The organism is Secundilactobacillus pentosiphilus (assembly GCF_002217985.1).
Classification (GTDB): domain Bacteria; phylum Bacillota; class Bacilli; order Lactobacillales; family Lactobacillaceae; genus Secundilactobacillus; species Secundilactobacillus pentosiphilus.
Map to the genome: position 1 here is coordinate 24668 of NZ_BCMI01000015.1, position 15056 is coordinate 39723.

The following is a 15056-nucleotide window of genomic DNA, read 5'->3' on the forward strand; positions in this document are numbered from 1 at the left end:
ACTATTGGGAGGAACTTAAATGTCAATTGATTGGAAAGCCGCTGCTCAGAAACATCAAGCAGCTTACGTAGATGATTTAACGAAACTAATCGCCATTAAAAGTGTTCGTGACGACGCCAAAAAAACCGCTGATGCACCGTTAGGACCAGGGCCTGCAGAAGCCCTTCAAGCCTTTTTGAAAATGGCTGAACGTGATGGCTTTAAGACCACTAACCTTGATAATTTAGCGGGTTACGTGGAATACGGTGAGGGTGACGAAACCATCGCTATTCTGGCCCACGTTGACGTTATGCCTGCGGGTGAGGGGTGGTCAACTGAACCCTTTACCCTGACTGAAAAAGACGGTAACCTTTATGGCCGCGGTACCTCTGACGATAAGGGACCCGCCTTGGCTTGCTACTATGGTTTGAAGATTTTAAAAGAACAGGGTATTAAGCTTAATAAAAAGGTGCGTTTTATCTTGGGTACTGATGAAGAAAGCGGCTGGACCGGTATGAAGCACTACTTCAAGACCCAGCCGGAACCAACCATGGGCTTTTCGCCAGATGCTGAATTTCCACTGATCAACGGTGAAAAGGGAAATGCTACCTTTACTTTGACGACCCAGGGCTCAAACGGCGGCCAGTATAAGCTGAATCATTTCAGCGCTGGTTTACGTGAAAATATGGTGCCGCGGGATGCGCACGCGGTCGTTGAAACAGACGATAATGAAAAGCTGGTCAGTGACTTCACCGCCTTCTTGGACGAAGCACCAGTAACTGGCGACGTGCACATTGATAGCGACGGGGTTCACTTCCACGTGATCGGTAAAGCAGCCCACGGGATGGAACCCAAGAACGGGATTAACGCTGGGACTTACCTCGCCTCATTTCTAAAGACTTTAGACTTTGGCGGTGACGCCCGGTCATTTGTCGAGCTAGTTGGCGGAGATCTGCATGATGATTCGCGGGTGAACAAGTTGGGCTTAGCCTTCACTGATAAGATTATGGGTGACTTAACTATGAACATCGGTGTGATGGACTTTGATGCTGGTAAAACCGGTAAGATCGTTCTGAACTTCCGTTATCCAAAGGGCATGACGGCTGAGGATATTCAAAATAAGCTTGCCCAAGTCGCTGATCAAAACCACTTTGAATTAAATAAGGGCCGTGAAATGGTGCCGCATTACGTTGACCCTAAGGATCCAATCGTGACGACTTTAATGGGTGCTTACCGTGAAATGACAGGTAACCAGGCTGCTAAGCCGGAAGTTGTTGGCGGCGGTACCTATGGCCGGTTAATGAAACGTGGCGTAGCCTTTGGCGCGTTATTCATGGATCATACGCCAGATACCATGCACCAAGTTGATGAATTCCAGCCACTTTCTGATTTGATGATGGCAATGGCCATTTACGGCCGTTCCATTGAAGCACTGGCAAACGAATTACCAAACTAAGGAGTGATGGCATTGGCACAGCTTAGTAGTTATCAAAACGTACTGGTCGGTGTAGATGGTTCAAAACAGGCTAAACGGGCAGTTAAAAAGGCAATTGCGGTTGCTAAAAGAAACCAGTCAGCCCTCTATATTGCAACGATTCTTGATGTGAGTAGGCTGACGAACATTGGCAAGGCTCAGTTTGGCTTTGGTGCCGCTGACCCGGAGGTTTTGGATGAGTTCAAGCAAAAAATGGATAAACTAGTTGCGGGATATCGTGATCAAGCTACTCAGGCGGGGGTTAAAAAAGTGGAAATTCACGTGACCTTCGGTAATCCCAAATTGGAGCTGGCTAAAAACTTGCCCAAATTATTGGGAATTGATCTGATCGTCATCGGGGCTACTGGAACCAACGTTGTGGAACGGATGATGATGGGCTCTAACGCCAGCTACGTTGTGGCCAATGCCCACGCTGATGTTTTAATTGTGCGAACAAAATTAGATAATCAGCCATTTTAACGGTTTTCAAAATGACAAAAGGCTTCGGTGCAAATGCTGCGCACCGAAGCCTTTTCATTCAAAATTACATTGCTTTTGAAACGGAACTTGTGTTTCTGATCTTGCTTAGCGCTGCATCCACTTGGCTGAGGACAACCTTGACGTTGTCAGGGTCTTCCAGGTTATAGCGTTGCAGGTCAACCTTGATTTTAGGACTGACATTAAAGTCATCAAACCATTTTTGATAAGCTGACCACATCTTGTAGTAGTAAGATTCCAATTCAGGATGGCTATCAATTTGTTCGTAATCACGACCACGCTTTTTGATCCGGTGGAGGATGGTTTCAAAATCACTGTTGGCATAGACCAGCAGATCGGGTGCCTTCTTTGGCAACGTGTTCAGTTCGTTCATCATGTTGTCCAGTAATTTAAGGTAAACGGACAGTTCAGTATCACTGATGTTACCCTCTGCGTTATTTTCTTTCGTGAATAAGGCGTCTTCGTAGATGGAGCGGTCGAGGATGTTATTATCGTCAGCCAGGGCCTGTTTGATCATTGAGAAACGCTTATTTAAGAAATAAATCTGCAGCAAAAAACCGTATTGTTTCGGATTCGAATAGTATAAAGGTAGTACTGGGTTGTCACCCACTGGTTCAAAGAATGCCTTGGTTCCTAAGTGTTCCGCAAGCATTCCAGTTAAAGTTGTTTTTCCAACACCAATCATTCCGGCTGTAATAATCACCATAATAGCCCCTCTTTTAATAAAATATGCAACATATAGTGTACCATAGTTTTCCAAGATACTACATGTTCTTTTTAACTTTTTCGCTTTTAAGCGCTTCACCCGCCTAGCTATAAGGGTTTCTAAAGATTGCTCGCAGATAAGGCGTCAAATCCCGGTGGGAAAAATCTAGTAGTATAATTAAATTAAAGGGATAAAGGAGCGTGGTTCTTGAATGTATGATGCAATCGTATTTTTTGATTTAGACGGGACGCTATTTGACGATCAAAAAAACGTTCTGCCAAGTAGTATTGATGCTATCAAGCAGATGTCAAAGAACAATATTTTGTCCGTGATCTCCACTGGCAGAAATATCTTTGAAGTGCAGTACGTGCTTGACGAGACTGGTTTGGATACCATTGTCAGTGCTAACGGCAGTTACGTTCAGTATAAGGGTAAAAAACTCCATCAAGAAGTGATTCCCGAAGACGTCATCGCGGAATTCACCGACTATGCCAACCAGCAGGGCGATCCCGTGGGTTACTTCAATAACCGTGGTTTCCGTTTGAGTCGGGAAAATGATGCCACTAAGGAAAACTTCAAGCTGCTGCGGTTAGACGCCAAGGTGGATCCTGATTTCTATCATCACGAAAACATTAACTTTATGAACGTCTTTAATGAAGATAAAGAAAAGCAGTACCAGGAGCGGTTTAAGGGTGTTTTGTCGCTAGTTCGGAATAATCCACGGGCTTTAGATACCATGAAAGCCGGCGTTTCTAAGCGGACGGGGATCCAAATCCTGTTGGAAGCGGCGCACTTAGAAAATATTCACACCTACGCGTTTGGCGATCAGCTTAATGACCTGCAGATGTTTGACATGGTTGATACCCCAATTGCGATGGCGAATGGTCACAAGCTGGCCAAGCAGAAAGCCGCTTACGTGACGACCTCAAATATGGATAACGGAATCGTTAACGGGTTGCGTCATTATCATTTAATTAAATAAACGCAGTTAATTGAAATAAAACAGCTTAAAAGCCTCTTACGAGGGGTTTTTAAGCTGTTTTTTGTTAGGAATAATATTCCGGTAATATTCCGCCAAACAATGCCACCTTGGTTACCTATAAAGTTAATAATTGCATATGCTATTGAAACCGTTATCATTCATGGGTTACTCTAAGTGAGTAGTCACTTTACTTTTTAAGTGGAGGTATTTAATCGGTTGATAAATAAGCAAATCGGCTTCGGCCTTCGTAACGGGTTTTAAGAGATCAGGAGAGGTGAGAGAAATGGCACAGACAAAGTATTTCGGCGGTATCGATGTGGGTTCGACCACGGTCAAGCTCGTGGTCATGGATCAAAACAACCAAACCGTGTTTGCGCGGTATGAGCGGCACTATTCAGACGTTAAAGCAGCCAGTGAGAAAATTTTGCGAGAAGCAATTTCGCAGCTGGGTGCGGATGTTAAAATTGCTTGCACGATTACTGGATCAGGCGGTATTGGGCTGGCTAATTTACTTCAATTGAAGTTTATTCAAGAGGTGATTGCCTGCACGAAGACGGTTGAAACGCTGATCCCGAAGACTGACGTTGCCATTGAACTGGGTGGCGAGGACGCTAAGATCACTTTCTTTGGCGACTCTTTGGAACAACGTATGAACGGTAGCTGTGCCGGTGGTACCGGGGCGTTTATCGATCAAATGGCGACCCTGCTCAAAACGGATGCCAACGGTTTAAACGTCATGGCTAAGGATGCCGAGACGATTTATCCCATTGCTAGTCGTTGCGGGGTGTTTGCTAAGACCGACGTTCAGCCGTTGATCAATGATGGGGCTAAAAAGGCCGATATTGCGGCTTCCATTTTCCAAGCCGTGGTCAATCAGACGATTTCCGGGTTGGCTGCCGGCCACAAGATTCGCGGTAACGTGGCTTTCTTAGGCGGCCCCTTATACTTCATGGATCAATTACGTTACCGGTTTATTGAAACCTTACAGCTGAAGCCGGAACAAGTTGTTTTCCCAGAAGATCCGCAGCTGTTTGTGGCTAAGGGGGCTGCACTGTACGCCTCTGATCAACCGGAAACGACACTGGGAAAATTGTTAGATCAGTTGCTTAACGGTGACGATTCTGGGATGCATCCCAGCTCTTCTTTGAAGCCGTTATTTAAAGACGACGATGAATTGCAGGAGTTCCGTAAGCGTCACGCTCAGGCCAAGGTTGAGACCCGCGACTTAGCAACTTATCAAGGCGTTGCTTTCTTAGGCATCGACGCGGGGTCAACTACCACTAAAGTGGCACTGATGAGCGACGATAATAAGATTCTTTACACTTACTATGATAATAACGATGGTGATCCGCTGGAGAAAACCAAGATGATCCTCCGGGATATGTACAGTAAAATTCCGGCAGGCGTGACGATCGGGAAAGCAGCCGTTACCGGCTATGGCGAACACCTGATCAAAAACGCCTTGATGGTCGACATTGGTGAAGTGGAAACCGTTGCCCACTACAAGGCTGCTCACTATTTCGATCCCGAAGTTGATTTCATTTTGGATATCGGCGGTCAGGACATGAAAGCCATGACCATTAAAAATGATGCCTTATCGACCATTAAGCTTAACGAAGCTTGTTCATCCGGCTGCGGGTCCTTTTTGGAAACCTTTGCCACTTCGTTAAACTACAAAATTGAAGACTTTGCCCAAGCAGCGCTGCTGGCAAAGCACCCTTCAGATTTGGGCTCGCGCTGCACGGTCTTTATGAACTCGAAGGTTAAGCAGGTCCAAAAGGAAGGTGCCACGATCGGCGACATTGCCGCTGGACTCTCCGTTTCGATCATTAAGAACGCCCTGTTTAAAGTGATTAAAATGCGTCAGGTAGACGATATGGGCCACCACATTGTCTGCCAAGGCGGGACCTTTTATAACGAAGCGGTGCTGCGGGCCTTTGAAAAAATCGCGGGGACTCACGTGGTTCGGCCCAACATTGCCGGGTTGATGGGTGCGTACGGCGCAGCCCTGATTGCCAAGGAAGGTTACAAGACTGGTGATCAGACCACGCTGCTTTCCGTTGATCAAATGGATCACTTAAGCTTTAACAAAGAATACATGCACTGCGGCGCTTGCGAAAACAACTGTGCGTTGACCATCACCGTCTTTAATGACGGCCGCCGGTTCGTTACTGGTAACCGCTGTGAACGTGGTGAAGCCCGCGGGATGAAGCAGCGGGTACCAAAGGATAACGGCAAGATCAACTTAGTTGCTGAAAAGTACAAGCTGCTCTTTAGTTACCGGCCGCTGCGTAAAAAGTTAGCTTACAGGGGCACCATTGGGATTCCGCGGGTGCTGAACATGTACGAAAATTACCCGTTATGGCAGACGTTCTTCCGTCATTTGGGTATTCGTGCACAGCTGTCACCTAAGGGGAATGCTAAACAGTATGAGAAGGGAATGGAAACGATTCCTTCCGATACGGTCTGCTACCCGGCTAAGCAAGTTCATGGCCACATTCAGGCCTTGATCGACGGAGGCTACAAGACCATTTTCTACCCAGCAGTGGTCTACGAAGTCGCCGAAAATAAAGCGGCGGACAATCACTTCAACTGCCCGATCGTACAGTCTTACCCCAACGTTATCCGCAATAACGTGGATGAAATTACTTCCGGCAAAGTCGATCTGATTTCGCCATACTTGAATTTAGCCGATAAAAAAGGCACCACCGATAACCTGGTTGATGCCCTGAGTAAATTTGATATTAGCCGTTCCGAAATTAAAACGGCCCTCGAAGCGGGTTATCAGGCTCTGGCAGACTTCAAGCAGAAGATCCGTGACCGCGGTGAAGATACCATGCGGATGCTGATGACCACCGGGGAGCACGGTATCGTGCTGGCAGGTCGGCCATACCATTTGGACCCGCAGGTTAACCACGGGATCTCCCAAATCATGACTGCCGAAGGTTTCCACGTGCTGACTGAAGACTCCATCGCCCATTTAGGCGACGTTAAGGGCTTACGGGTGGTCAATCAATGGGTTTACCACTCACGGCTGTACGCGGCCGCCAGAGTGGCTGCCAAGACCCCTCAGTTGGAATTTGTGCAGCTTAATTCCTTTGGTTGCGGGATCGACGCTATTGATACGGATCAGGTTGAGGAAATCATGAATCAGTACAACCGGCTTTACACCTCATTGAAGATCGATGAAGGTACCAATATGGGAGCCGTTAGAATCAGGTTACGGTCCCTGAAGGCCGCCGTGAAGGAACGGCAAAACCGGAAGATCTTGCCAATGAAGCTGCATGACAGTCCTAAACCGGTGGACTTTACGCCTGAAATGCACCAAAAAGGTTACACGCTGCTTCTGCCAATGATGTCACCGATTCACCAGCACGGACTGGTTGATGTGGCGTTAAAGGCTTCAGGGTACAACGTGGTCAACTTGCCAATGAACGACCGCAAATCAGTGGATGTCGGCCAAAAGTTCGTTAACAACGATGCCTGCTACCCGGCAATCATCTCCATTGGTCAAATGGTGGAAGCGTTCCAGAGCGGTAAGTACGACGTGGACCACACGGCCGTCATGATGACTCAGACCGGTGGCGGCTGCCGGGCAACGAACTACATTCCGCTAATTCGTAAAGCGCTGAAAGACGCTGGTTTTGGCCAGGTACCCGTTGTGTCACTGTCACTGGGGAACCAGGGTGTGGAAGAGACACCTGGGTTTAAGATGACCTTGCCGCTGCTTCGACGGGTTGCCATTGCCTTTCTGTATGGTGATTTGTTTGAAAAGGTGGTTTACCGCACCCGGCCATACGAAACGACGCCTGGTCAGATCGATCAGATGCACGAAGACTGGCTCAAACTGGTTCGGCCTTCCATCGAAAAGGGCAGCTTCAAAGAATTTAAACGAAACGTTAATGAAATCGTTCAGGACTTTGACACCGTTAAGCTCAATGAAGTGCGTAAGCCAAAAGTTGGGTTAGTGGGTGAGATCTTGGTGAAATATTCACCAATTGCTAACAACAACATTGTGCGTTTGCTGGAAAAAGAGGGCGCTGAAGCAGTTGTTCCGGATATCGTTGGCTTTATGAACTATTCGCTTTATAACCAGATCTACAAGTACCAGCACCTGGGTGCGTCTGCCAAGGCAAAGTGGTTTGCCGAATTTGCCATGCAAGTGATCAAATGGTGTGAACAGCCGATGCAAAAGGCCTTTGAAGCTTCGAATCGGTTTGAACCAAGTGAAGCCATCAAAGAAGTTGCTGAAGATGCCAGCAAGATCTTGTCGCTAGGAAATCAAACCGGTGAAGGCTGGTTCTTGACTGGTGAAATGATTGAACTGCTGAAGAGCGGTGTGCCGAACATCATCTGTATGCAACCATTCGGCTGCCTGCCAAACCACATTGTGGGCAAGGGGATGATCAAGGAACTCCGGCGTCAATTCAAGGGTGCCAACATTGCGCCAATTGATTATGATCCAGGTACTTCCGTGGTCAACCAGTTGAACCGGATTCGGTTGATGCTTGCCACGGCCAATAAGAAGTTAGCCGCCGAAACAACTAAAGTAAGGGAAAATCAGCATGTTGCACAAACACAGCCGTCAAAAATCAGCAGTACCGTTAGTGGTCGGTAAGCAAAAAACAGATTAAAAATGGGGAAATGCAATGAAACATACTGATGTGGAAACGTTGTTTGCCAATAATATTAAAGCGACCAGTTTATCGGCAAAGCAGCGTAAGGTTTTACAAGCGAGTTTAACGTTATTTGCTCAGAAGGGTTATGAGAATACCAGTACGCTTGATATTGCTCATTTAGCTGGGGTGTCTGAAGGGACCGTTTTTAAACATTTCAAAACGAAGGATGGCTTGCGTCAAGCGATTTTGAAGCCGTTCCTGCACGATATTTTTCCCAAAGTGGCGGGTGAATTTTTAGTGACGTTGCACCAGAACCCCTTTGAGAACTTCGAGTCGTTTTTAAGGTATGCCGTTAAAGACCGCATGGTTTACGCGATGGATAACCGGCAGGAAATGAAGATTTTTATTCAGGAAATGGTCAAGGATCCATCGATAATGACCAGTTTGACCAAGCGGCTGAGTAAGCTGCTTCAAAGCGGGGTTGATTCCTTGTTCCGAGAGTATAAGGAACGCGGGGAGCTGGTGGATTGGGACTCCATGCGGATTGTCCGGTTGGCTAGCGGGGTGATCGTGGGGTATTTGATCCCCAATATCATCATGAGTGATACCCCGTTAGACGTCGATAAGACTACCGATGAAGTGTGCGAATTCTTGTTGGATGGGTTAAAACCTAGAGAGTGTGACACAACTCGGTAGATTCCAGAATTTAACGCAAAAAAGCGTATTCCGTCGAACTTTGTCGGAATACGTTTTTTAGACTAGATTAAAGTATTGAGCAAAAGTAAACTTTAAATTGTCTTTAAGTCAAGAAAACAAATGAAATTTTTATCGATATAGACTTAAGTCACAGCCCCTACTTTTTTAATAATTTAGCAGCTAAGCCATGGCTTTTTCGATGTTAGCCAACGTCATTTGCGAAGTATCGTCAAAGCGAACGTCCGCAGCCGACAACGTCTTAGCACTGCCAATGCCCACTGAAGTTTCGTTAGCCGCGTTGATGGCTTGAATCCCGGCTTCAGCGTCTTCGACCCCGATGCATTGTTCCGGTGCGAGGTTTAATAATTCAGCACCCTTCGTGTAGATTTCTGGATCCGGCTTACCCTTTTTTAGGCTGGCTGGATCAACGACTTTCGGGAAGTAATCCGTTAGCTGCAGCTGCTTTAAGACCGTTGGTGCGTTCTTTGAAGCGGAAGCCAGCGAAATTAAGTAACCCTTATCACGCAGGTCGTCTAAGAAGTCTTTGATACCAGGTAAGATATTGGCTGGCGTCATCTGTTTGATCTCATTGACGTAGTTCGTATTCTTTTCGGTAGCCAAAGCCACTTTTTCGTCGTGTGAATAGTCGTTTTCCTTGCCGCCAGTCTTTAAAATCAACTCAAGAGAGTCCATCCGTGAAATACCCTTCAGGCCTTCCTCCAGGTCCTTATTCCACGTGACACCCAGCTTTTCGGCCAGCTGACGCCATGCTTTGGTGTGGTAGAGCGATGTGTCAGTAATGACACCATCTAAATCAAAAACGAAACCCTTAATCTGTTTGAAAGTTGCCATGTGATCCACTCCTTCGTTTTTATTAGTATTCGATGACTTTTTCCTGGTTAGCTTTCAGTTCAACCGGCTTACCCTTAAATTGAACGGTGGAATCCGCGTCAGCAGTGACGTGAATCTGAGATTGCGTAATCGTAAAGTCGTACCAGTGACCACGAATGAACTGTTTAAATGAAATTGAAGTCCATTTCGACGGCAGGTTAGGATGCAGATTGATCTCACGGCCTAGGCTATCAACACCGCCATAGTTCCGTGTTTCGATCATGAGCGTTGCACCCATGACACCGAGGTGAATCCCTTCAGCAGTCGTCCCGCCTTGAATATCGTAGTAATCAGAGAACAGTGCTTGGCTGAACAGTGACCATGATTGATCCATGTTGTCGTCCATTTCGGTCAGAACGGAGTAAACGATTCGTGAAAGGGTTGACCCGTGAGTCGTCCGGTTCAAGTAGTACTGAATGTTCTTGGTGAGGTATTCCGTTGGCATATGGTAGCCTAATTGGTTGAGGATCTGGTCGACTTCTTTAATGTTCAAAACGTAGTAGGCCATCAAGGTATCAGCTTGTTTAGCAACTTGGTAGGCATCCGGCGTCTTATCTTCGGCCTTGAGGATCCGGTCCATCCGGGAAATATCACCGTACTTACGACGGTAAGCATCGAAATCAAGGGTCGGCAGGTCGAAGTAACCTTCGAACTGTGCCATGATGCCGTTCTTGTTAATATCCAGCTTGAGCTTGTGAGAAATATCAGTCATCTTTTCAAACAGTGAATCGTCAAAGGCACTCTTTTTCTGGACGGCTTTAAACGTACTCTTCGTGATCTTAGAACGGATCTCAACCAGGTAGTTGAATAGCCAAGCCACCATAATGTTGGTGTAGGTGTTGTTGGTCAAACCGGGCTCATCAGCGTTGGGATAATTTTCGTGGAATTCATCTGGACCCATGACGTGAGCGATACTGTAACGCTTTTCTTTTTCATCATAAGTCGTGGCGCTGATCCAGAACTTCGCGATTGATAGCAGCATTTCCAGCCCGTATTTTGCCATGAAATCGTGGTCGCCTGAAACTTGCGTGTAGTTGATCACGTTGTAGGCGATGGCCAACGAAACGTGACGTTGCAAGCGGCTGTTGTCGGGGTCCCATTGGTGAGTAATTGGGTTTAAGTGCAGGAACTGTGACTGTTCATCACCAGTTTGCCCTGATTGCCATGGATACATGGCACCCTCGTAGTTTTCCTTTTTAGCGTATGCCCGAGCAGCATCCAGCCGACGGTAGCGGTACATCAATAACTGCTTGGTCAGTTCCGGATAGTGCAGCGTGTAAAATGGCAGGATAAACATTTCGTCCCAGAAGACGTGACCACGGTAAGCTTCACCATGCAGGCCACGGGCACCCACGGAAGCGTCCAGCTTGCCGGAACCGATGGCAGCAGCAGCTACCATGCTGTGGAAGAGGTTAACACGGGTCAGTTTTTGACTGGTAATATCCGTGTCAATTTTGATGTCAAAGTTGTTCCAAGCTTTGTTCCAGTAAGTTTCGCTTTGCTTGGCCGTTTGATCATACGAAGCGTGCTTGATGTCGTCATTGGCCGTTTGAATCAATTCGTCTGCGGGCGTTTCCCGGTCCGTGTAAATGGTGACGTTTTTTTCAAAACCGTAAGTCTTGCCGACGCTGACGTCCGTGGATAGGACTTGCTGCAGACGGTTAGCCTGGTTATTAACTTCAATTTGCGGCTGTTTCTTCTGGTCGCGGACACGCAAATTACTCCCAACAACAAATTGTATGTGGGAGGTTTTCGTTTCACCAGTCATGTACATCTCGTTTTCGTGGGAACTCATGCCAGTGATCTGTAGGTGGTGCTGGTCGAAATCTTGGTACCGTTCAACGTTACCGTTAATTACCGTCCCATCGATTTCGGAATAGATCTGCAGTGTGCCACTGAAGTTCAGTGGCGTAATGGCGTAGTGAATGGCATAGTCATGCCAGTTTTTCATGTTAGCCACCTTGGTCGTCACGATCGATAAGTCATGACCAGTGGAGAGCTGAACATGCATGGCAGTCCTTAAGACGCCGTGCTTGAGGTCCAAACTGCGGTAGATATCTTGAATATCTTTTTTATTGATCGTAAATGGCGGCTGGCCATCCACCCCGAACGTGATGAACTGCGCGTTAGGCATGTTGACTAAATCTTCGTTAGTCACGTCATGATCACCGATCTTAGTGGTGAGCTGGTTGTAGACGCCAGAAACGTACGTCCCCGGATAGTTATCGCTGTCTGCACGTGATTCCACGTAGGCACCACGCAGCCCGAAGTAGCCGTTACCAATTGTCAGCATGGCTTCTTGACCATAGTTGCGCTTCTTTTCGTACTCGCCAAAGTAGTCCAAGTGCCATTCGTTGTAAGTTTCTTTGCGTTTAACAGCCTTGTTTAAGCCGTTCTTTTCCACGTCGCTTTGTGAAACGACCGGAATGTTCAGCATGTTAGTGATGGCCAAGCCGATATCGATCCGGTTGTGATTAACCCCAACGATCGTATCGGAAAATTCATATTCCAAAGAGTTCAAAAGGATCGCAGCATCGATTTTTAACCCTGCTAATGCGACCTTAATCTTTTCCAGGTTATCGCCAATTGTTTGCCCGGTATCGTAGGTGATAATGAACTTTCGGAAAGGTTCTTGATTATCATTCTTTGAATACAGGAGCTCCATCGAGTCCCGTTTGACTCGTAGTGCAATTGTTCTCATAATCAGTCCTCTTTTCTATGAGTAATACTTATGCCTCATAGTTCAATGATAAAGTTTTGCTACAAATATCGCAAATAACACGGCTCGGCGAAATCGAGAATGCCTTATTCTTAAAGGTTTTGTAACCATTTCGATAATCGTTGACCAATGGTAAATTAATGCAAAGAGGACTAGAGAGTAAGTGGGGCCAAGATAGACGTGATTAAGGTTACTTTAAGAAATGATTCACAAGCTGCTCTTTCGTCAGCTTAAAGGCTTTGTGTTTTAAGTAAAATTTGATGGGATTACCCGACAATAATTTGACCGTTACGGCCGTCTGGGTAATGGTGATTTCAATCTGCCGGCCGTGGAACCAAATGCGAAAGCGTAGGCTGCTCCAGGCTTCTGGCAATTCTGGTGATAGGTTGAAACTATCTTTTTCCAGGCCCATTCCAGCAAAACCATAGATTAAACTGAGCCAGGAACTGCCCATATTTGCCGCGTGAATCCCATCACTTGTATTACCTTGCGAATTGCTGAGATCCATCATGACCGTCTGCATGAAGTAACCGTAGGCGTCGTCAGCGTGATGCAGGCGGTGAGCCAAAATACCAAAGATGGCACGTGACAGTGATGAATCGTGCACTGTGATAGCTTCGTAGTAGTCAAAATCGCGCTTTAACTGAGCAGCATCCTGATCCTTAGGGAACAGGAAGTCGGTCATGACGGTATCAGCTTGTTTATTGACCTGATAGTGATAAATGGTCATGGGGTGGAAGTGCAGCAGTAACGGAAACTGATTGCGCGGGGTTTCTTTGATTGGCCAAACCGGTTTGCTGGTGGATAAATCATCTTGCATTTTGATTTTCTTCTGGTCGTCATAGGGCAGATACATCTCATCTGCGGCTTGGTTGAACTGGGCAATTTCTTCGTCCGTAACGTTGAGTGTCACAAGTTTTTCGGCGTGGCTATGCTTCAACTGGTTAGAGTATTTGACGGCAATGCTCAAATTATTCTGCGCCATTCGGTTGGTAAAGTAGTTGTTGCTGACCATGGCGGTGTATTCGTCGGGGCCGGTGACATCATCGATAACAAACTTGCTTTTGTGGGCAATGTCTTTGCCCCAGTGGCCGTACGACAGCCAGAAACGGGCGGTTTTGACGATGATCTCGTAGCCGTAGTCATACAGAAAATCCTCGTCGCCCGTGACCCGTACGTAGGTGTCGATGGCGTAGGCAATGTCAGCGTTAATGTGTACTTGGGCGGTACCCGCCGGATAGTAACTGCTGGATTCTTCACCGTTGATTGTGCGCCACGGGAACATGACACCGTTTTTAACACCCATTTCCCGAGCTCGGCGCTGGGCTTGCGGTAAGGTATGGTAGCGGTAAAGGAGTAGCTGCCTGGCAATCGCGGGTTCCGTATAAATGAAGAAGGGCAGCATAAACATTTCGGCGTCCCAAAAGTAGTGGCCTTCATAACCAGAGCCGGTCAGCCCCTTTGCTGGAATGCTGGTGAGGCCGTCGTTTCCGGCCGCCTGGTATAAGTGGAACAGGTTAAAACGGATATCTTTAGCCAAAGCGGTGTCACCAGTCAGCTCAACGTCACTGTTATCCCAAAATTCCCCGATCTTGGCCGCCGATTCATCCAGTAGCTGTTTGAAAGACTTATTAGCAAGGCGCTTTTCTGCTGAAGCCGCAAAGGACGACTGCGATAAAGTGGTCTTTAAAAGCGGGTGCGGGTAGCTGATGGCGTACACGAAACTAAAACTCTGTGACATCCCCTGAGTTAAATCGAAGGTCTTATTGTGACAAGGCAAGTCATCGATCATGCCGACCTGCATCGGGTTGTCCTTTAAGGCTTGCTGAGCGACGATCAAAGCCAGCTGACTCTTCCGGGTACTGATCAGCATGATTGGCAGCTTGCTTTTGATAAAGGTACGGTCCAGGGCGGTTTCCGGCCGGGAAGCACGCATGTCATCCGTCCGTGATTGAATCTGCTGGTTGATGTACGGGTGCTGTTTAATGACGGTCAAAGCTCCCGTGAAGTTGAGTGCCGACACGCTGTATTTAATCACGAATAAGTGCTTATCCGCGTGGGAAGCAAAGGATTGTAAAGTGAGTCGAAATAACTTGTTAGTGGGACTCTTGATGTCGAAAATCTCCATTAAAACGCCCGTGCGCATGTCCAAGTTTTTATCCACTAGCTTGACGTTATACGGGGTTTCGTCAGAGCGAATGCCATCCAATTCAAAAATAATGAACCGCAGATCCGGCAGCTGGCAAATGGTTTGCGAATTCTGAGCGTAGCCGGAGTAGTTTTCGCCGTAGGAGAGCTGCGTTAAATCGTAAAAGCCATTCACGAACAATCCCGGCTGACCGTTGAAATGGCTGTTATTGCCTTGAAGCGGGTTGGAAGCCCGGATACCAAAGTGGCCGTTGCCTAAGGTGTAAATGGTTTCAAAGGTTTTCTTGTCTTGAGGCGGTAATTTTTGTAAGTGAAGCTGAAATGCATCGTTTGTGTCCATTTAG

Annotated in this window: 9 protein-coding genes; 5 read left to right on the forward strand and 4 right to left on the reverse strand. The window is 47.0% G+C overall.

Going from position 1 to position 15056, the window contains the following annotated elements; all coding sequences use genetic code 11:
* The first annotated feature begins 19 nt into the window (after window positions 1–19).
* The gene (gene pepV, locus CES81_RS08175) at window positions 20–1435 is read left to right on the forward strand and encodes a dipeptidase PepV (protein WP_089087412.1); all 1416 of its coding nucleotides are present in this window, start codon (window positions 20–22) and stop codon (window positions 1433–1435) included.
* A gap of 12 nt (window positions 1436–1447) precedes the next feature.
* Entirely contained in the window at window positions 1448–1933 is a 486-nt protein-coding gene (locus CES81_RS08180) for a universal stress protein (protein WP_225356369.1), read from the forward strand.
* Between the two features lie 64 nt (window positions 1934–1997).
* On the opposite strand, the gene CES81_RS08185 is transcribed toward CES81_RS08180, so the two are convergent.
* Window positions 1998–2657, reverse strand: a complete 660-nt coding sequence (locus CES81_RS08185; protein ID WP_089121358.1) for a deoxynucleoside kinase — start codon at window positions 2655–2657, stop codon at window positions 1998–2000.
* Between the two features lie 211 nt (window positions 2658–2868).
* Between CES81_RS08185 and CES81_RS08190 the strand changes: the two genes are divergently transcribed.
* The 3 genes from CES81_RS08190 (at window position 2869) to CES81_RS08200 (ending at window position 8954) form a co-directional block, all read left to right on the forward strand.
* Window positions 2869–3639: a Cof-type HAD-IIB family hydrolase gene (locus CES81_RS08190; RefSeq protein WP_089087415.1), complete on the forward strand. Its 771-nt coding sequence runs from the start codon at window positions 2869–2871 to the stop codon at window positions 3637–3639.
* A 283-nt stretch (window positions 3640–3922) separates the two neighbouring features.
* Entirely contained in the window at window positions 3923–8257 is a 4335-nt protein-coding gene (locus CES81_RS08195) for a 2-hydroxyacyl-CoA dehydratase (RefSeq protein ID WP_089121359.1), read from the forward strand.
* 31 nt (window positions 8258–8288) lie between these two features.
* Window positions 8289–8954: a TetR/AcrR family transcriptional regulator gene (locus CES81_RS08200; RefSeq protein WP_089121360.1), complete on the forward strand. Its 666-nt coding sequence runs from the start codon at window positions 8289–8291 to the stop codon at window positions 8952–8954.
* Window positions 8955–9134: 180 nt separating this feature from the next.
* Here the strand turns inward: CES81_RS08200 and pgmB are convergent, their stop codons facing one another.
* The 3 genes from pgmB to CES81_RS08215 form a co-directional block, all read right to left on the reverse strand.
* A complete protein-coding gene (gene pgmB, locus CES81_RS08205; RefSeq protein WP_089121361.1) occupies window positions 9135–9806 on the reverse strand; it encodes a beta-phosphoglucomutase in 672 nt (223 codons plus the stop codon).
* A 22-nt stretch (window positions 9807–9828) separates the two neighbouring features.
* Window positions 9829–12546 carry a glycoside hydrolase family 65 protein gene (locus CES81_RS08210; RefSeq protein WP_089121362.1) on the reverse strand — a complete coding sequence of 906 codons (2718 nt, stop codon included), beginning with the start codon at window positions 12544–12546 and terminating at the stop codon, window positions 9829–9831.
* Window positions 12547–12754: 208 nt separating this feature from the next.
* On the reverse strand, window positions 12755–15052 hold the full coding sequence (locus tag CES81_RS08215; protein WP_089121363.1) for a glycoside hydrolase family 65 protein: 2298 nt from the start codon (window positions 15050–15052) through the stop codon (window positions 12755–12757).
* Window positions 15053–15056 lie beyond the last annotated feature (4 nt).